This window comes from Kitasatospora sp. P5_F3 (genome assembly GCF_054049135.1).
This window is the reverse complement of the sequence record NZ_JBFUMY010000023.1, coordinates 1-19729: the sequence shown is the minus strand read 5'-3', so window position 1 is coordinate 19729 and position 19729 is coordinate 1. Positions and strand designations below refer to the sequence as shown.

Below are 19729 nucleotides of genomic sequence, written 5' to 3'. Positions count from 1 at the left end.
TCTCTGCGGCCGTCTAAGGGTCGCCGGCCCGGGTGCGGGCACGGCGGATCACCGCACCGCGAACGTGGCGGTGCGGTCGGTGGACCGACGGGGGATCAGGCGGATTCGCGCCGGATCAGCGTGGTGGGCAGGATCAGCGGACTCGGCTTCTCGCCCGCGATCAGTGCGAGCAGCATGCGGGTCATCTCCCGGCCGATGTCCCGTATCGGCTGATGGACCGTAGTGAGCGGCGGCTCGGCGATCTCCGAAATGGCCAGGCCGTCGAAGCCGACCACGGCGACGTCCGAGGGGACGGCTCGGCCCGCGCGGTGGAGCACCCGCAGCGCGCCCGCCGCCATGTTGTCGTTGGCGGCGAACACCGCGTCCAGATCGGGGTGTTGGGCGAGCAGGGACTCCATCGCGGCCATGCCGTTCCGCTCGGTGAAGTCACCGCCCTCCTCCGCGCGGTAGGGCAGACCCGCCAGGGTCAGCGCCTCGTGGTAGCCGCGCCTGCGGGCCCGGCCGACGTCGGTGTCCAGCGGTCCGGTGATGGTCGCGATCCGGGTGCGGCCGAGGGAGACCAGGTGCTCGGTCGCCTCCCGGGCGCCGCGCACGTTGTCCACGTCCACGTAGAACGGAGCGTGCCCGTGCAGCGGTTTTCCGCCGAACACGGCCGGGACGCCGGCCTCCAGGGCCAGCTGGGACAGCGGATCGTCCCCACGCAGGGACATCAGCATCACCCCGTCCACCGCCCGGCTCTGCAGCAGTTGCTTCACCCGGATCTGTCCGCGGGTGGAGGTGGCCAGACAGAGCACCAGGTGCAGGTCGGTCTCCTCGAGCGCGGTCGAGGCACCCGCGATGACCTGCCCGTAGAACGGGTCGGCCAGCACTGCCGGATCCTCTCCGGCGATGATCAGGGCCACCGCCCCGGCCTGCTGGGTCGCCAGGGCGCGGGCCGTCGGATTGGGGACGTACCCGAGCTCCTTGATCGCGCGCTGGACGGCCTCGCGTTTGCCGCTGCTCACGTTCGGGGCGTTGTTCAGCACCCTCGATGCCGCGGTACGGGACACCCCGGCGTGCTCGGCGACCTCGTCCAGGGTCGGCCTTCGGCGCGTCGGTTCGTCCGTCATGGTGGTTCACCTCGGTCTTGATGCCAATGCACAGGATATCGCGCCTCCGTCGGGTCAAAACTGGAAGCGCTTCCAGTCGGGACTGTACCGCCGGTCTCCCTTGCTGGGAAGGTAGCCGTAGGTATTGACATCGCGCCGCGAAGCACCAATCATCTGGCAACTGGAAGCGCTTCCACCTCCCCCACCCCACCCACAGCGGAGGAAGCCCATGCGCCGCAGCACGGCTCTGCTCATCGCACCAGCGCTGACCGCCCTCGTGGTCGCGGTCCAGCCCGGGACGGCGTACGCCGCCGACCCGACCACCATGACCAACGGCTTCTACGCCGATCCCAACTCCAGTGCCCAGCAGTGGGTCAACTCCCACCGCGGGGACGGGCGCGCCGCCGCGATCCAGACGTCGATCGCCAACGTGCCGATGGCACGCTGGTTCGGCAACTGGAGCGGCACCATCGGGACGGCGACCGGCGCCTACGTCGGCGCGGCGGCGGCGGGCGGGAAGCTGCCGATCCTGGTGGCGTACAACATCCCCAACCGCGACGTCTGCGCCGGTCAGTCCGGTGGCGGAGCCGGTTCCGCCGCCGAGTACAACTCCTGGATCGCCGCCTTCGCCGGTGGCATCGGGAACCGGCCGGCGCTGGTCGTCCTCGAACCCGACGCTCTCGGGCACGAGAGCTGTATGACGTCGGCTCAGGTCTCCGAGCGCAACGGGCTGCTGCGCAACGCCGTCGCCCAGTTCAACGCCAAGGCTCCCAACACCTGGGTCTACCTGGACATCGGCAACCCCGGCTGGCTGAGCGCCGGCACCGCGGCCAAGCTGCTGTCCGACGCCGGGGTGGCCGGAGCCCACGGGTTCTCGCTGAACGTCTCGAACTTCTACACCACCGGGCAGAACACCACGTACGGCAACAACGTCAACGCGGCGCTGAAGTCCTCGTACGGGCTCAGCAAGCCTTATGTGGTCGACACCAGCCGCAACGGCAACGGCTCCAACGGCGAGTGGTGCAACCCGGCCGGGCGGCGGATCGGCACGCCCACCCAGAAGGGCGGCGGCGCCGAGATGCTGCTGTGGGTCAAGGCCCCCGGCGAGTCCGACGGCAACTGCGGCACCGGCGCCGGATCGACGGCCGGGCAGTTCCTGCCCGAGGTCGCCTACAAGATGATCTACGGCTACTGACCGGGGATCGACACCAACTCCGCTCGGGGCGGCTCCMCCCCGCCGCCCCGAGCGGCCCAGAAGAGGAAACCCATGAGTCCCCGCATCCCACGCTCCCTGGTCCCCGCCGCGCTGGCCGCCCTGCTGACGGTAATCGCCGTGCCGGCTCAGGCACAGGCCCAGCAGGCCACCGGCCACACCCTGCCCGCCGGCACCCGCTTCTACGTCGACCCGGCGAGTGACGCCGCCGAGCAGGCCGTCCGCTACCTGCGGGGCCACGACTTCGCGGGCGCCGCCGCCATGGCCAAGCTCGCGAGCTGGCCCGAGGCCGACTGGTTCACCGACGGCACACCCGCCGAGGTGGAGACCCGGGCCCGTACCCTGGCCCGCCGCGCGGCCCGTACCGGGACCGTCCCGGTGCTGGTCGCCTACAACGTCCCGCTGCGGGACTGCTCCCAGTACTCCAGTGGAGGCGCGCAGTCCGACGCGGAGTACCAGGCCTGGATCGCGGCGCTGGCCCGCGGCCTCGGGAAGAGCAAGGCCGTCATCGTGCTCGAACCCGATGCCCTGGCCAACCTGCCCTCCGACTGCGTCCCGAACAACGACCCCACCGGCGCGGTCACGGCGGGACGGATCGCCGACCTCAACTACGCGATCGACGTGCTGGAGCGGCAGCCGAACACGGTCGTCTACCTGGATGCCGGGAACAGCCACTGGCAGAGCGTCGGCAATGCTGCGCAGCGCCTGCTCCAGGCAGGTGTCGAGCGGGCCCAGGGTTTCTCCCTGAACGTGTCCAACTTCTTCGCCACCGGCCTGTCCGACCACTACGGCACCTGGGTGTCGAAGTGCCTCTGGTACGCCACCAAGGGCCCGGAGGCCGCGCGCGGTCACACCGACTGGTGCGCGAGCCAGTACTACTCACCGAGCGCGCCGAACGACGGGCAGCCGGGGAACTCGGTCAACGCGGACGACCCCGCCACCTGGCACTGGACCGACCAGTGGTTCGAGCAGAACGTCGGCGCCGCGCCCCTGAACCAACTCACCCACTTCGTCGTCGACACCAGCCGCAACGGACAGGGCGGTTGGACCCCGCCGGCCGGCAAGTACCCGGGTGACCCGCAGACCTGGTGCAACCCGCCCGGCCGCGGCATCGGGAACCGCCCCACCGCCGACACCGGCACGCCGCTCGTGGACGCCTACCTGTGGGTGAAGACCATCGGGCAGTCGGACGGGGAGTGCAACCGCAACATCCCCGGCGGCACGGTCGATCCCGAGTACGGCATCGTCGACCCACCGGCGGGCACCTGGTGGCCGGAGCAGGCCATGACCTTGGTGCGCAACGCCAGCCCGGCTCTGACCTTCGCCCCCCCCCCCCCCCCCCCCCCCCCCCCCCCCCCCCCCCCCCCCCCCCCCCCCCCCCCCCCCCCCCCCCCCCCCCCCGGGGAGCCTGGCCCTCAGGACCCGGCTGATGGTAGGGAACGGATCACGCCGGGACGAGCTGCCACTGCTGGTTGGTGCCGCCGCCGGACGTGTACTGCACGACCTTGGCGTTGTCGCCGGCGTCCCAGTTGTACACGTCCGCCACCAGCCCGCTGTCGTGACTGACAACGGTGAAGTACCCGTCGCCGGTGGGTCGCAGGTACCACTGCTGGTTGGTGCCGCCGCTGGAGGTCCACTGCTGGAGCTGGAGCCCGACGGTCTGGGAGTAGCCGTTGACGTCGAGCGACTTGCCGGTGCTGACGTACTTCAGTGCGTACGCTCCCCCGGGAGCGGTGTCGATGGTCCAGGCGCCGCCGTCCGTCCGCTGGACGATCAACGCGCCGTCCGTGGTGGCCCCGCCGGCCACCGCGAGTGCCTTGCCGCTGTAGCGGTTGACGATGCGGTAGTTCGTGCCCACCACCGGCTGGTTGGCGATCTCGAAACGGTCCACGGTGGCCCAGTTGTGCGTCGCGGCGGCCCGCTGGGTGCCGGTGACGCGCACCCGGATCGTGTGCGTGCCGGAGGCGAGTCGGGGGCTGGTCCACACCGCGGCGTCGCCGGTGCGCGCCGCCGAGTACTCGTCGACCAGCGACTCGGTCCCGCCGTCGATGGAGACGCCCACGATGCCGTGGCTGGGCGCGGTCACTGCATGCAGCGTGACGCCGGTGCCGACGAAGCTCAGCGTCGACGTGTCGCCCGTGACGTCACTGTAGGAGTTCGTGCCGGCGTACGGGCCGGTCTCGCCGCTCGTGTGACTCCAAGTGCCGTTGTAGGTCACAGCGGTGGCGGCGTCGTCCACATTGGTCGCCGGGTTGCCCAGGTTGAGGTACTCGACCGAGTCGGTGAACTTGGCGCTGCCCGACTTCGTGGTCGACAGCACCAGGTACACCCGGCTGCCGCCGGCCGGCGCGGTGAACGAGATCGGCTGGGTGACCCGGGAGCCGAGCGGGATGGTGAGGGGGGCGCTTCCGGACGCGATGACCGCGCCGTCGGGCTTGTCGAGTCGAGCCGTCCAGTTCAGGCCGACGGAGGTACCGCTGAAGTCGTCGTTGAAGACGGTGATGTTCCGGGTGACGGTGCTGTTGAAGTTGTAGGTGTCCGCCTTCTCCGGGAGCGGGAAGGTGCCGTCGCTGTCCGACTCGCCGGAGGCCGACCAGTAGGGCAGGTCGACAGCGGCGATCGGGTTGAACGCGGCCTGGATCCGCTGGATCTGCGGGTTGCTCCACGGGGCGGACAGGTTGTCCTCGCCGTAGACGGGGCGACCGCCCTCCTCGGGGACGAAGTCGGTGCTCTTCACACCGGGCACGAAGCCGGCCCAGCCGGACAGCAGGGTGTAGGGGCGCAGGTCGCTGGCGTCCTTGGCGCGCTTGGCGACCGTCGTGGTGGCGAACCACTCGAAGCCCTGCTTGGTGTTGGACTTGTCCCAGACGTACTCGCCCTCACCGTCGGGCCGGCCGGCCAGGTCGGCGCGCCTCTCGCCGTACTTGCCGATGCCGTCGATGTAGTGCGAGAAGACGGCGAAGTTGCCGTTCAGCATGTTGGGGTACGGGTTGGTGTTCCAGGCGGTGTCGACGCTGACCGGCCGGGTGCCGTCGTTGCCGTTCATCGCCGCGTAGAGGTCCTTCTCGAAGGACTCGGAGTCGAAGCTGCTGATGTCGTTCTCGTTGCTCTGGCTCCAGCGGACGATAGCGGGGTGGTTGCGGTCGCGCAGGGTCAGCGCCTTGGCGTGGTTGACCATGTTGTCGTGCCCGGCGACGAAGTCCTGGCAGCTGCAGGTGCCGCGGATGGCGGTCTCGTCGATGACCATCAGGCCCATCTCGTCGGCCACGTCGAGCATGTACGGGCTGCCCGGCTCCTGGTGGATGCGGACCACGTTGTAGTTGAGCCGCTGATAGTTGTCGACCGCCTGCGGCCAGCCGCCGTTGCCCGAGGACGGCGGGAGGAAGCCGGGCAGCGTGTCATAGGCGTCACCCTTGCCGCCGTTGTCGATCCGGTCGTAGTCCGCGCCCTGCAGGCTGTCACCGCGGAAGTTCACGCGCACGCCGTTGACGTAGTAGTACTCGCCGTTCTGGGTGGTGTCCCGGAATCCGAACCGGTAGCCGGCGTCGCTGGTGTGGCCGTCGTCGGTGGAGGCGTGCACCGACAGCTTGTGCAGCTGGGCACGGTACCCGGCCTGGTAGGGCACGTTCGGCCACCAGTACGAGGAGGAGCCGAGGTTCCACGCCACCGGGCCGACCGTCACCTTGGCGGTCGAGTGGGCGGCCACGGTGACCGTGCGGCCGGGCAGCGCCGGGTAGTTGAACGACCCACCGCCGTCCGAGGCGAGTGCACCGGACAGCGTCACCGACCGTGAGCTGCCCGAGGTGTTCGTCACCGACACGTCGTAGGTGAGGGTCTGGTTGGCCACGGAGGTGCGCACGAACGTGTCGCTGACGTACACCGCCGGGTACACGCGCAGGGCCGCCGAGCGGTAGATGCCCTGGGGGATCGCCTCGGACCAGTTGGCGGCGTCGGGAACCAGGGTCTGGCTCCCGTTCATCAGGGCATAGCGGCCCTTGACGTTCACGCTGATCGTGTGGGTGGTGCCGGGGGCGGCGAAGGCGGAGATGTCGAAGTTCGACTGTGTGAAGGAGGTGTTCTGGGTGGCGACCACCTGCCCGTCGACCGACAGCGTCGCCTGGTGGTTCACCGCGCCGAACTCGATCCACACCGACTGCGGCTGCCCCGTGTTCGGCACGGTCACGGTGCGCGAGTACGTCGCCTCGTTCACGTCGGTGAAGCCCTGCTTGTACCAGCCGCCGCCGGGCACGTTGATCGACGTCGCCGAGCGGCCCTTGGGGGTGAAGCTCCACGTTCCGGCCAGGTCGACCGACGCGAGCGCGGCGTTGCCCGCGGTGAATCCATTGACGTCCGGTACCGCTGCGGCGGACGCCGACTGCGGGGGCACCGTCAGGACGGCGGCAAGCAGTGCGGCGACGACCGCGAACAGCTGTCCGGCCAATCGCCGGCGTGGGGGCGGGCTGTGCTGATGCATGGTGACCTCTCGGGCGGGCGGGTCCGGTAGAGAAATGTGAGCGCTAACATTTTTGGCCGGCGCAATTCCGGGTGTCCATGCCGGATTGGCGACTGCGACCGACGCCAGACTCGGGTCCGTCCCGGACCCCAGTAGTTCACGTCGTCGCCCAAGGCGCCGGCGATGAACGTAAGTCCGTTCCGGTGTGTCGTCAAGCACTACGGCAGTGGCGGATCCAGGCCGGCACCCGCGGTACGGGTGGCCGAGCCCCGGACTACCGCGAGGGTGGCAACCTTCTGCGGAGCAGCGGCAACTGACGGGCAATCCAGCAAACGGCCGGACCGAGGAGGAGCCCATGAACGAGGCGGATCGCGCCCTGCGGCGCCCTGGTGCTCGCGGGGGTGGTCAACGATATGTTCACGCACAGTCAGGTTCGGTGACCCTCTCGGAAGGCAGGGACGTCGATCAGCTGGGCCGCCGGCTCCGTGCGCATCCTGGTGTTGAGATCGCCCGCCGCGACGGCTCGCTGACCTACCGGCAGGGCATTTCCCCCGATGCTGTGCAGGTCAGCGACCGGTTCCAGCTGTGGCAGGGCCTGTCCCGACGCGTTCAGGAAGTCTCAGTTCTGCCGGAGCGGAGTAAGGACGAACGTGAAGTCCGCCGGCCCGAGTTCGAGCCGGTACCGAGGCAGCACACCGGGTCCCACCGCGGCGGTGCCGAGGCCCTGGACGGCATGGTCGGTGTGGAGGTGGATCACCGGGCCCGGGACGAGATCGGTGGGGTGCCGTGCGGTGTCGAGCTGCTGGTCGGTCCAGCGGCGCGCGGCGAAGTGGAACGGCTCCTCGCCCACGACGCGCAGTCCGTTCCCGGATCCGTCGGTGAAGGTCGCCCAGCGGATGTCCGCACGGTTGCCGTTCTCCTGGGGGCGTACGTACGGCGTCTGCAGCTCGTCCACGGTTGCGCGGAACCGGCCGATGCGAACAGCCTGACGCGAGTCGGGGTAGGCCTCGCCCGGGCCCCTACCGAACCACTCCACCCGGGACCGGTCGGCAGGAATCTCCCAGTCGAGTCCGACGCGGGCCAGGGAGCGGGAACCGTTCCTGCGGGCCAGCTCCTGGTACTCCTCCGGCGGGAGTGACGGGTCCACCATGGTGTCGTGGAAGTCGTCGCCCCGCTCCGGCCAGTGGCCGACGGGTTCGGCGTGCACCCGAAGTCGCAGGCTTTCACCGTCGCTGTCCCAGCGGTAGGTGGTGAGGTAGCCGGAGTTGCCCGCCGCGGCGGCGCTGCGAACGACGACGGTCAGGCCGTGTGCGTCCGGGGTGACGGAGACGGTGCGGTGCCGCAGGCGGTCGAGACCGCGGTCCTTCCAGTAGGCTGCGTCGCGCTGGTGCCAGCCGCCGTCGTTGTCGGTGGGGGCGCGCCACAGATTCAACCGTGGTCCGTGGAGCGGGAGTTCGCCGATTCCGAGCAGAGCTCCGGTGGTCCGGTCGAAGCGTCCGGGGCCGAGCAGGACGTGCTCGCCCTCGCTGCGGGCCGGAACCGGCGGGCCGATCGGTCGGCGGCGGTCCGTCGCGGAGAGCCGGAGCTGTCCCCAGGCGACCACGTGACCTTCGGGGGCCCAGTCGGCGGGCTTGCCCAACTCCGCCTGGACGGTGAGCCAGAGCTCGCCCCCGCTGTCCTCCCCGCCAAGGGGGCACCTCCCAGCGGTAGCTGGGGGAAGGTCCAGCCGGGGCAGCGGCAGCAGGCCGTGCTCCCCGGCCGCCAACTCCGGTGTGGGCAGCACGCCGTGGTCCAGCTCGACCCCGTCGCGGGCCAGCGACCAGGTGAACCGCAGATGGGACAGGTCCAGCACCTCGTAGTGGTTCTCCACCGCGAGGGTGTCCGCCTCGGGCCCGGGGCCGACCCGGACGGGGGCGATCACCTTCGCGTACTCCAGCAGGCCGGGGGAGGGGGTGCGGTCGGGGAGGACCAGGCCGTCGCAGATGAAGTTGCCGTCGTGCAGGTCCTCGCCGAAGTCGCCGCCGTAGCCGAAGAATTCACGGCCCTCGGCGTCCCGGGTGCGCAGCCCTTGGTCCATCCACTCCCAGACGTAGCCGCCCTGGACCCTCGGGTACTCGTCGCACAGCTGCTGGTACTCGGCGAGCCCGCCGGGCCCGTTGCCCATGGCGTGGGCGAACTCGGTGAGCAGGAAGGGCTTGCGGTTGCGCGGGTCGTCCGCCGGGTCGCCGGAGCCGGCGCGGGGCGGGTAGTTGACCTCGCCCGGCAGCAGTTCTCCCCGGCCGATCCGGGCGACGGCGGCGGGCGGCCGGTACATCTCGGCGTGGACGTCGGTGTACTCGCCGAGCCGGTCGGCCTCGTAGTGGATCGGCCGGGACGGGTCGCGCCGCCGGACCCACTCGGACATGGCCCGAAGGTTGCGGCCGTCCCCGGCCTCGTTGCCGAGCGACCACAGGATGGCGCTCGGGTGGTTCTTGTCCCGCTCCACCGTCCGCTCGATGCGATTCAGGTAGGCGTCCTGCCAGCGAGGGTCGTCGGAGGGGTTGCGCTGCCAGCGCTCCGGGTCGGCGTGCTCGAAGCCGTGGGTCTCGAGGTCGCACTCGACCATCACCCACAGGCCGAGCTCGTCGCACAGGTCGAGAAACGCGGGGTGTGGCGGGTAGTGCGCGGTGCGCACGGCGTTGATGTTGTGTTGCTTCATCAACTCCACGTCGCGGCGCATGGTTTCGAATGAGAGCGTCCGGCCGTGATCGGGGTCGAACTCGTGCCGGTTCACGCCGCGCAGCACCACCCGACGGCCGTTGACCCGGAGCACGCCGGCCTCGTCGACGGCCACGCTGCGGAACCCGATCCGTAGTCGGATCCGCTCGCTGCCGGTGGTGAGGTACGCCTCGTAGAGGTGCGGTTCCTCCGCGCTCCAGGGCCGTACCGCAGCGAAGGTGAACTCCGTCCCGACCGGCCGGTCCTGGATCCCGAGGGCCGGAAGGTCGATCCGCACCGGCGCGTCCGCGTCGGCCTCCACCCGGAGCCGGCCCGCGCCGGTTCCCGCGTCGTAGTCGGCGTGCACGAAGACGTCCCGGATGCCGTCCACGGGGCGGGCCAGCAGGGACACGTCGCGGAAGATGCCCGACAGGCGCCAGGTGTCCTGACCCTCGAGGTAGGTGCCCGCGGAGAACTGGTGCACCCGGACCGCCAGCACGTTGCGGCCGGGCCGCAGCAGCTCGGTCACGTCGAACTCGGTCGGCAGGCGGCTGCCGTAAGTGACGCCCAGCTCATGGCCGTTGAGCCAGACCCGGGCGCAGGAGTCCACGCCCTCGAAGCGCAGCACGGTCGGCGTGCCCGCCCAGTCGGGGGGCAGGTCGAAGATCCGGCGGTAGTCCCCGGTCTCGTTCTCGTTCGGGACGAAGGGCGGGTCGACCGGTATGGGGTAGGCGATGTTGACGTAGATCGGCCGGCCGTAGCCGTGCAGCTGCCAGTGGGAGGGGACGGGGAGGGCGTCCCAGGAGCCATCGTCGAAACCCGGGGCTTCGAACCCGTCCGGTTCCGGGCGCAGGGTGGGTGAGAACCGGAACGACCAGTCCCCGTTGAGGTCGATTCTGGGCGCGTCGGAGTGCAGGGCCGCGCGCGGCGCGGCCTGGCCGTGGCCAGGTGCGTAGTCCTCGAAATAGCGTGCGGACATGCGGAATCCTCCGGCGGTTGGGGCGATGCGCGCGACCGTACTGGTGAAGCCGTCTGCGGGAAGCGTCGTTCTCCCGGGACCGGGGCCCGGCGAGGCCTCAGGTCCCGGGAGCAGGGGTTATCCGGCGGTCAGGGTGGTCCACTTCTGGTTGGAGTCGCCGTGGCAGTCCCAGAGTTGGAGTTGCGTGCCGTCGGTGGTGGAGTAGCCCGGGATGTCGAGGCAGCGGCCGGAGGCGGGGTTGCGGTAGCCGCCGTTGTAGGGCTGCCAGATCTGGTTGGAGCCGCCGTGGCAGGCCCAGATCTGGATCTTGGTGCCGTTGGCCGTGCCGAAGCCGGCGGCGTCGAGGCACTTGCCCATGGAGCGCAGGGTGCCGTCGGTGTAGGCGGACCAGTACTGGTTGATGGTGTCGCCGCAGCTCCAGATCTGGACGGCGGTCCCGTCGGCGGTGCCGAAGCCGCTGACATCCAGGCACTTGCCGCCCAGGTTGGACTGCACGCGTGCGGGGGTGGGGGCGGGGTTCTTCAGCCATCCGGCGCTGTCTGCGGACTGGATGCCGCGGTGGAAGGCGTCGGCCATCTTCTGGTAGCCCGCGTCGTTGGGGTGCAGGGCGTCGGCCAGGTCGGCCGTGGTCAGGCTGCTCATGTCCACGTATGCGACGTGCTTGCCCGCGGACTGTGCCTCGCTCACGATCTGGGGGATGGCCTGGTTGTACGCCGCGCGGTACTGCTCCTCGGTGCCGCTGGTGGACACGACCAGGGAGGCCACGAGGACGGTCGCGTCGGGGACGTCGGCGGTGATCTGGTTGACCAGCGACTTCAGCCGGGCGGTGGCGGTGGGGATCTCATAGCCCCCGGCCAGGTCGTTGGTGCCGATCATCAGCGTCACGACGTTGGGCCGGTAGCGGGTCAGCGAGGCGTCGGCGAGTTCGGCGATCTGGTGGATCCGGTATCCCTGGTAACCCTCGTTGTCGGGGTCGGACATCGAACCGCCCCGCAACCTGCCGACGAAGTCCAGCGGATGGCCGTCCGCCGCGAGCTTGTCCCACAACGGGGCTCGGTAGCCGTTGCCCGTACTGCTTCCCACACCCCAGGTGATGGAGTCGCCCAACGGCATGACCCGCAAGGGCGTGTTGGAGGCGGCGGAGGCAGGGGTCGCACCTGTCGCCGTCACCCCGAGCATGGCGGCGACAAGAGCGATCAGGGGCAGAACCCAGGACTTTCTCATGAAGGTGACCTCTTCTGTGGGTGGGGTGCTGAATGTCCGGTTCGGGTCAGTGGTTCAGTCGACCTTGGTCGTGCTCCACTGCCGCTGTGGTGGCGGTCGGATGGAGGCGGCGGGTGTGCCGCTCCCCGTCGCTGTACGGTGAAGCAGGCGTCGGTGCTGGAGGCGGAGATCCGCAGTCCTAGCGTGGCCGTTTCGACGATCCGGTGGCCCTCGCGGCCGGTGCAGGAGGCAAGGTCGGCGGGGAGCGTCAGCTCCACGCGGCACTGGCTGCCGGCTCGATCCGCACCGTACGCGCCCTGCCAGAGCTGAGCTTCGTCCCGGACCACCTGTCCAAGCCGCCGATCTGCGCCCGTACGCCGACGTGGTGTTGGACGCCCTCGGTCCGGAGCGGACGGTGTTCGGCTCCGACCGGCCGGTCTGTCCGCTGCGCTCCTCCTACGCGGAAGTCACCGCTGCCGCAGAGGACTCGATCGCCGAACTGACGGCGGACGAGCGCGCCCAGGTCTCCGACGGCACCGCCGCCCGGTTCCGTCCGACGGAGGACGTGAGGTCGGAGCCGCCGTACACTCCACGGCACAGTCGCAGCATCATCGAACGGGCCGTCAACCGACCGAAGCAGCAGCTGCTGTGCACGCCTGAACCCGACGAACTGCAGCCGCCTCCCGGTGGGGCCGACGGCTCGCCCCGAGCCCGGGGAGGGTCGGAAGATGGAGTTGGCCCGGGTCAGAAGTCCCATCCGGTGCGGGAGTTGGGAGTAGTCCCCGCTCGCGGTGGGACTGAGTCTTTGACAGACGTACTGGAGTCTGCAGGGGTTGATGGTCAGCTCTGGTTGTTGGTGGCGCGGACCATTGGTGTCTCCTCTGATCACATTCAGGCAGGGGCGCCCGTGCAACGACATGGGCACCCCTGCGGGTGGGGGAACGTGAATCCGGACCGGCACCACAGAAGCGAAGGCCCGGAACAGGCGCGTGCGATGTTAACGCTAACAAGCTGATGTCTGACAAATCCCTGCGGCTCGGGGAGGTTGGTGGTGACGTCCGGAGAAAAGCACGGCGTCCGAACGCTCGTCAAGGGAGCCGTCGCCGAAGCGAAAGTCCGCCCGCCGGACTGCGCGGCTCTGACCTGGGCCGCCTCGGCAAAAAGTTCAACGACCGCCGTGGTGGCCGCTTGTGGCCAAGCGGGAACATCTTGACGTGCACTCAGCCACTCTCCACTCTATGGTCCGGAGGCGCCCCTGCCGTGCCCGGTGGTGACGGCGGCCGGCCACCCCGCGCCCCACGGCGATCTGGCGGCGGATCGTGATCTCGACCCCACGAAGGTTCCCTTCGTGGCCCCCACCCCGTGATCCGAACAACGGAGGCGCAGCCATGCGCGTACCACCCGTTTCCTCCCGCAAGATCGGTGCCCTGCTCGCCACCGGCGTCCTGGGTCTCGCAGTCGCCGTCACCGCGACCAGCGCCCCCGTCGCGGCTGCGGCCGCCGGGACCCTCGGCGCCGCCGCCGCCCAGAGCGGCCGGTACTACGGCGCCGCCGTGGCGGCGAACCGGCTCGGCGAGACGGACTATGCCGCCGCCCTGGACCAGGAGTTCAACGCCGTCACCCCGGAGAACGAGATGAAGTGGGACGCCACCGAGCCGTCCCGCAACACCTTCACCTACGGCGGCGCCGACCGGATCGTCGATCACGCCCTGGGCAAGGGCATGAAGGTGCGTGGCCACACCCTGGTGTGGCACTCCCAGCTCCCCTCCTGGGTACAGAATCTCAGCTCCGCCACCGACGTCCGATCGGCGATGAACAACCACATCGGCAATGTGATGGGCCGTTACAAGGGCAAGATCTACGCCTGGGACGTGGTCAACGAGGCGTTCACCGACGGCGGCCCCGTCGGCACCCTGCGTAACTCGGTCTTCCAGCAGAAGCTCGGCAACGGCTTCATCGAGGAGGCGTTCCGCGCCGCCCGGGCGGCCGACCCCGCAGCCAAGCTCTGCTACAACGACTACAACATCGACGACGCCACCGCGGCGAAGACCCAGGGCGTCTACAACATGGTCCGCGACTTCAAGGCACGCGGCGTCCCCATCGACTGCGTCGGTCTCCAGTCGCACTTCGGCCAGGTACCGGGCAACTACCAGCAGAACCTCGCCCAGTTCGCCGCGCTCGGCGTGGACGTGCAGATCACCGAACTCGACATCGCCGGCTCCGGGACGGCCCAGGCCGACGCCTACCGTGCCGTCACCCGGGCCTGCCTGGCGATCGCCCGCTGCACCGGCATCACCGCCTGGGGCGTCACCGACAAATACTCCTGGCGTGCCTCCGACACGCCCCTCCTCCTCGACGGCACCTACGGGAGGAAGCCCGCCTACTACGCCGTCCTGGATGCTCTGAACGCCACCCCGCCGGCCGGCGGGGTGGCGATCAAGGGTGCGGGTTCGGGCCGGTGCCTGGATGTTGAGGGTGCCTCGCAGGCCAACGGTGCGCAGGCGCAGATCTGGGACTGCAGCGGGCAGTCCAACCAGCAGTGGACGGTGACGTCCGCCGGTGAGCTGCGGGTGTACGGGAGCAAGTGCCTGGACGTGAGCGGCCGGGGCACCGCGGACGGCACGAGCGTGATCATCTGGGACTGCAGCGGACAGCCCAACCAGCAGTGGCGGTTCAACGCCGACGGCACCATCACCGCGGTCGGCGCGGGCAAGTGCCTGGACGTCACCGCCAAGGCGACCACGAACGGCAGCAAGCTCGCCATCTGGACCCGAGGGTCACGCGCGCGCCGACCGGCCCACCGTGCGCGCTGACGGTCAGTCATCGCTTTCGTTGAGAAGTCTTCCATTCACTCCCCGGGGAGCCGTATGTCTCACACCGTCGGACAACGCTGGACCCGTCGGATCGCCGCCCAGGTCCTCACCCTCGTACTCGCCGTGGCCGGCCTGGCCGCCATCGGCGGCCGGCCGTCGTCGTCCGTGCCCATGCACGCGGAGTCGGCTGCCGTCAGCACGACCCAGGTCGGCGTCACTCCGCCGCCGCTCGGCTGGGCTTCCTGGAACACCTTCGCCAGCAGCATCGACTTCAACGTCATCAAGCAGCAGGCCGACGCGCTGATCTCCTCGGGCATGGCCGCCGCCGGGTACGACCACATCAACCTCGACGACGGCTGGTGGCAGGGCGCCCGTGATGCGAACGGCAGCATCGCCGTGAGCGAGAGCCTGTGGCCGGGCGGCATGAAGGCTGTCGCCGACTACCTCCACAGCAGGGGCCTCAAGGCCGGCATCTACACCGACGCCGGCAAGCAGGGCTGCGGCTTCTACTACCCGACCACCCGGCCCGCCGCCCCCAACACCGGTATGGAGGGCCACTACCAGCAGGACCTGGAGACCTTCCAGCGCTGGGGATTCGACTACGTCAAGATCGACTTCTGTGGCGGCCGGGTGGAAGGACTGAACCAGGAGGCGACGTACAAGGCGATCGCCGCCGCCCACGAGGCCGCGAGCGCCGTCACCGGACGCCGGCTCGTCCTGTCGGTCTGCGAGTGGGGAACCGGCTTGACCTGGAACTGGGCCACGGGTACCGGTGACCTGTGGCGGACCAGCAACGACATCATCTTCTTCGGCCAGACCGCGGACACGGCCAAGATGCTCACCAACTTCGACCAGGGGATCCACCCGGCAGCGCAGCACACCGGCTACACCAACGACCTCGACATGCTGATGGTCGGGATGAACGGCCTGAACGCGGCCCAGAACCGGCTGCACATGAGCCTGTGGGCGATATCCGGGGCACCGCTGCTGGCCGGCAACAACCTGGCCACCATGAGCAGCACCACCCGCGACATCCTCACCCAGCCCGAGGTCCTCGCCATCGACCAGGATTCGCGCGGGCTGCAGGGCATCAAGGTCGCCGAGGACACCAGGAACCTCCAGGTCTACTCCAAGGTGCTCGCCGGTACGGGAAAGCGCGCCGTGCTGCTGCTCAACCGCACCGGATCCGCCGCCCCGATGACCGTCCGCTGGGCCGACCTCGGCCTGACCACGGCCTCCGCCTCGGTGCGCAACGTCTGGTCGCGCGCCGATGTCGGATCGTCCGCCACCGGCTACACCACCACCGTCCCGGCGAACGACGCGGTGCTGTTGACCGTGTCCGGCACCGAGGCCGGCAGCAGCACCTACGAGGACACCACGGCCGCCACCACGCCCACCTTCACCGGCGTCACCGCCGCTGCTGCGGGCACCAAGCTGGTGGACGTCAGCTACGCCAACGGCGGCAGCTCCGCCCGCAGGGCCACCGTCCAGGTCAACGGCCAGTACGCGTACCAGATGTCCTTCCCGCCCACCGGCTCCGCCACCACCTACCGGACCGTCTCGGTCCTGGCCCACCTGGCCAAGGGCGCGAACACCGTGCGCTTCGCCACCGTCCCGGGCGGCACCGCGCCCGACATCGACGCCGTCCGGGTCCAGGGCATCCCCGGCACCAACGGTGTCGCCCTCGTCGCCGCCGCCGCCAACCGCTGCGTCGACTTCGGGATGAACTCGACCGCCAACGGCAACCAGGCCATCCTGTGGGACTGCTTCGGCGGTGGGAACGAGACCTTCACCCGGACCGCACGCAACGAGCTGGTGGTCTACGGCAACAAGTGCCTGGATGCGGCGGGGGGCGGCACGGCGAACGGCACCAAGGTCGTCCTGTGGGACTGCACCGACGCCGCGAACCAGAAATGGACCGTCAACTCCAACGGCAGCATCACCAACAACGCCTCGGGCCTGTGCCTGGACGCCGAGGGCGGCGCGGCCGCCAACGGCACCAGGATGATCCTGTGGAGCTGCAACGGCCAGAACAACCAGAGGTGGACGCTCAACTGACGACCACCGCCTGCGCCCTACGGCACGTCTGCCGGCTACTGGCTCGTCCAGGCCTGGTAGGACTGATTCAGCGGAGGACCAGCCGGACACCTCCATCACCTGCCCGCTGTTGACGTTCCTGAGCGTGTAGAACGTCGACGGGTTGGTGTTCGGGGTACCGGTCGCGGCTGCCTGCGCCCCGCCCGTCTGCTGCACGCTGAAGTCCGTGATGTAGAAGGTAGAAGTACGCGCCGTCGGTCTTGGCGACCCGCACGTAGCGGAAGGCCTGGCAGACGTCGTTGTCGCCGGTGAGCGTCGAGGCGAGCGGCAGGGTGATCGCCTGGCGTCCCAGGACGGTGTAGCTGCCGAAGTTCGGGGCGTTGGAGCCCGGGACCTCGAAGTTGCCGCGGGTCTCGGACTGGTCCAGGTCCTGACGGGTGGTCAGCGCGAACTGGCCGAGCTGGTAGGTCTGGCGCAGGTCGACCTGCCACCAGCTCGAGACCGGAGGCCTTGGTCACCGCGTCGCCGGACGTGGTGTTGACGTTGGGCCGTTGCGGTTCTGGTTGACGAACCCGTCGGTGTGCGCCAGCACGTTGTTCGAGACGGTCATGTTGTCCGACCCCTCGTCCAGGTGGATGCCGTGCACCGGCGAGCCACAGGTGGCCGGACTTCGGACACATCCGGGGCATCAGCCGGCGCGACCAATTGCGGTGTCTCGTGGCCGGATTGAGCCCAGGCGTCGGCAACGACCGGCGGACCAGTACCGCCGATGGCGTTCGAAAGTTTCGCTGTACCCCGGGATGACTGCGCGAAAGTTGGCAAGGTACTGGTCAAGTTCCCAAACATGCCATTGGTCACTGAGCGCTTGACCAGCTCCTTTGGTCAACCTTTGCGGACCTGAGGCAGAGCGAACCAATCGCTGTTTCTGTCGAAACTGTTGACAGCCTGTCGAGCACAGGCCAACACTGTCGCCGTCGACAAGTCCGAACGGCCTCGGATGCGGGTCGCATTCGCCAACTGGCCTCGGGCTCAGTGATGTTGACGACAAGTCGATTCCGCACCACCCTCGCGACGCCGTCCAGCCGGCCACCCCTCCGTGACCAGCGGTGGCGCAGGGCTGCCCCTACCCCCACCCCCACCCATCGGCAGGACGGATCGCTCCCGTGAACTCCCCCCACCTCAAGAGCCGCAGCACCAGCTGTCTCTGGCGGATCGTCAGCAAGGCCCGCATCCTCACCCTGGCCCTCGCGGCCGTCATGATCCTGCCCGGCACCGCCGAGGCCGCGACCGTCACCACGAACCAGACCGGCACCGACGGCGGGTACTTCTACTCGTTCTGGACCGAGGGCTCCGGTCAGGCCTCGATGTCCATGAACGGCGGCAGCAACTACAGCACCTCCTGGACCAACGCCGGCAACTTCGTCGCCGGCAAGGGCTGGAGCAAGGGCTCACGCAACCCGGTGACGTACTCGGGCAGTTGGAGCACCAGCGGCAACGCCTATCTGGCGCTCTACGGCTGGAGCACCAACCCGCTCATCGAGTACTACATCGTCGAGAACTACGGCTCCTACAAGCCCACCGGCGCGTACAAGGGCACCGTCACCACTGACGGCGGCACCTACGACATCTACAAGACGACGCGCTACAACGCCCCCTCCATCGAGGGCATCAAGACCTTCGACCAGTACTGGAGCGTCCGTCAGGCCAGGCGGACCGGCGGCACCATCACCGTCGCGAACCACTTCGACGCGTGGGCCAGGGCCGGCATGAACCTCGGCACCATGAACTACGAGATCCTGGCCACCGAGGGCTACCAGAGCAGCGGCAGCTCCAACATCACGCTGGGCTCCACCGGCGGCCCCGGCGGCGGCTGCACCGCGACGCTCTCCGCCGGCGACTCGTGGAGCGACCGCTACAACCTGAACGTCTCGGTCACCGGATCGAACGCCTGGAAGGTGACCGTGAAGGTCCCCTCCCCGGAGAGGATCAGCTCGACCTGGAACGCCAACACGTCCTACCCGGACGCCCAGACCCTCGTCGCCACCCCCAACGGCGCAGGCAACAACTGGGGCATGACCATCATGAAGAACGGCAGCACCACCTGGCCGACGGTCTCCTGCGGCCTGAGCTGACCCCCATCCAGCTCACGGCGGCACCCGGGGCGTGGCGGCCCCCGACCGACCACTCTTGCATGCGCGCTTCAGGGAGCGCACAAATGTGAGCGCTAACAAGGCTGTGTGACAGCTCCGACCCAATCACAGAGGAGGTATCCATGCGCAGAGCAGATTCCGGCCGCAGGCAACTGTCCGTCGTGCTCACCGCCGTAGTCGCGGCCGTGGTGGCACTGGCGGCGATGCTCGTCGCCAACCCCGCCCAGGCGGCCACCAGCGGCGCCTTGCGCGGTACGGGTTCCAACCGCTGTCTCGACGTGCAGAACGCCAGCCAGGCCGACGGCGCGTCCCTGCAGATCTACGACTGCTCGAACGGGACCAACCAGCTGTGGACCTCGACGTCCAGCAACCAGCTGACCGTATACGGCAACAAGTGCCTGGACGTTCCGAACCACGCCACCACGGCCGGTACCCGGGTGCAGATCTGGGCCTGTAGCGGCGGTGCGAACCAGCAGTGGCGGGTGAACTCCGACGGCACGATCGTCGGCGTGGAGTCCGGACTGTGCCTGGACGTTGCGGCCAAGGGCACGGCCAACGGCACAGCGGTGCAGATCTGGACGTGCAACGGCGGCAGCAACCAGCAGTGGACCGGCCTGACCGGGACGCCGACCCCGACCCCCACGCCCACGCCGACCGGTGGCACCTGTGCCCTTCCGTCGACGTACCGTTGGTCGTCGACCGGCGCGCTGGCGCAGCCGGCGAACGGGTGGGCGTCGGTGAAGGACTTCACCAACGTGGTGTACAACGGCAAGCACCTGGTCTACGCGTCGGACGTGTCGGGGTCGTCGTACGGCTCGATGGCGTTCAGCCCCTTCACCAACTGGTCGGACATGGCGTCGGCCGGCCAGAACGGGATGAACCAGTCCACCGTGGCGCCCACGCTGTTCTACTTCGCGCCCAAGAACATCTGGGTACTGGCCTACCAGTGGGGTGCCTGGCCGTTCATCTACCGCACCTCCAGCGACCCGACCAACCCCAACGGCTGGTCCGCGCCGCAGCCGCTGTTCACCGGCAGCCTCCCGGGCGGCGCCGCCCCGATCGACCAGACCCTGATCGCCGACGGCCAGAACATGTA

The 19729-nt window shown here is 69.4% G+C and carries 10 protein-coding genes and 1 pseudogene; 7 read left to right on the top strand and 4 right to left on the bottom strand.

What is annotated here, in order from left to right; genetic code table 11:
• Positions 1 to 95: 95 nt before the first annotated feature.
• A complete protein-coding gene (locus ACXJMZ_RS15945; protein WP_457030694.1) occupies positions 96 to 1109 on the bottom strand; it encodes a LacI family DNA-binding transcriptional regulator in 1014 nt (337 codons plus the stop codon).
• Between the two features lie 208 nt (positions 1110 to 1317).
• Here ACXJMZ_RS15945 and ACXJMZ_RS15940 point away from each other — a divergent pair, with 208 nt between their 5' ends.
• Positions 1318 to 2283: a glycoside hydrolase family 6 protein gene (locus ACXJMZ_RS15940; RefSeq protein ID WP_457030693.1), complete on the top strand. Its 966-nt coding sequence runs from the start codon at positions 1318 to 1320 to the stop codon at positions 2281 to 2283.
• Between the two features lie 72 nt (positions 2284 to 2355).
• Positions 2356 to 3450, top strand: a pseudogene (locus ACXJMZ_RS15935) (glycoside hydrolase family 6 protein); the annotation flags it as partial.
• Positions 3451 to 3745: 295 nt separating this feature from the next.
• Here the strand turns inward: ACXJMZ_RS15935 and ACXJMZ_RS15930 are convergent.
• The 3 genes from ACXJMZ_RS15930 to ACXJMZ_RS15920 all read right to left on the bottom strand — a co-directional run bounded on the left by ACXJMZ_RS15930 (position 3746) and on the right by ACXJMZ_RS15920 (position 11654).
• Positions 3746 to 6775, bottom strand: a complete 3030-nt coding sequence (locus tag ACXJMZ_RS15930; RefSeq protein ID WP_457030692.1) for an RICIN domain-containing protein — start codon at positions 6773 to 6775, stop codon at positions 3746 to 3748.
• 598 nt (positions 6776 to 7373) lie between these two features.
• Positions 7374 to 10430, bottom strand: coding sequence for a glycoside hydrolase family 2 TIM barrel-domain containing protein (locus ACXJMZ_RS15925; RefSeq protein WP_457030691.1), 3057 nt, complete (start codon positions 10428 to 10430; stop codon positions 7374 to 7376).
• Between the two features lie 117 nt (positions 10431 to 10547).
• Positions 10548 to 11654, bottom strand: a complete 1107-nt coding sequence (locus tag ACXJMZ_RS15920) for a ricin-type beta-trefoil lectin domain protein (RefSeq protein ID WP_457030690.1) — start codon at positions 11652 to 11654, stop codon at positions 10548 to 10550.
• Positions 11655 to 12015: 361 nt separating this feature from the next.
• Between ACXJMZ_RS15920 and ACXJMZ_RS15915 the strand changes: the two genes are divergently transcribed.
• From ACXJMZ_RS15915 to ACXJMZ_RS15895, 5 genes are all read left to right on the top strand, one after another.
• Positions 12016 to 12648 carry an amidohydrolase family protein gene (locus ACXJMZ_RS15915; protein WP_457030689.1) on the top strand — a complete coding sequence of 211 codons (633 nt, stop codon included), beginning with the start codon at positions 12016 to 12018 and terminating at the stop codon, positions 12646 to 12648.
• A gap of 373 nt (positions 12649 to 13021) precedes the next feature.
• Positions 13022 to 14446 carry an endo-1,4-beta-xylanase gene (locus ACXJMZ_RS15910; protein ID WP_457030688.1) on the top strand — a complete coding sequence of 475 codons (1425 nt, stop codon included), beginning with the start codon at positions 13022 to 13024 and terminating at the stop codon, positions 14444 to 14446.
• Between the two features lie 54 nt (positions 14447 to 14500).
• Positions 14501 to 16504, top strand: coding sequence for an RICIN domain-containing protein (locus ACXJMZ_RS15905; protein ID WP_457030687.1), 2004 nt, complete (start codon positions 14501 to 14503; stop codon positions 16502 to 16504).
• A 1235-nt stretch (positions 16505 to 17739) separates the two neighbouring features.
• Entirely contained in the window at positions 17740 to 18615 is an 876-nt protein-coding gene (locus ACXJMZ_RS15900; protein ID WP_457030744.1) for a glycoside hydrolase family 11 protein, read from the top strand.
• Between the two features lie 140 nt (positions 18616 to 18755).
• The coding region (locus ACXJMZ_RS15895; RefSeq protein WP_457030686.1) for a non-reducing end alpha-L-arabinofuranosidase family hydrolase at positions 18756 to 19729 on the top strand (974 nt) is incomplete at its 3' end.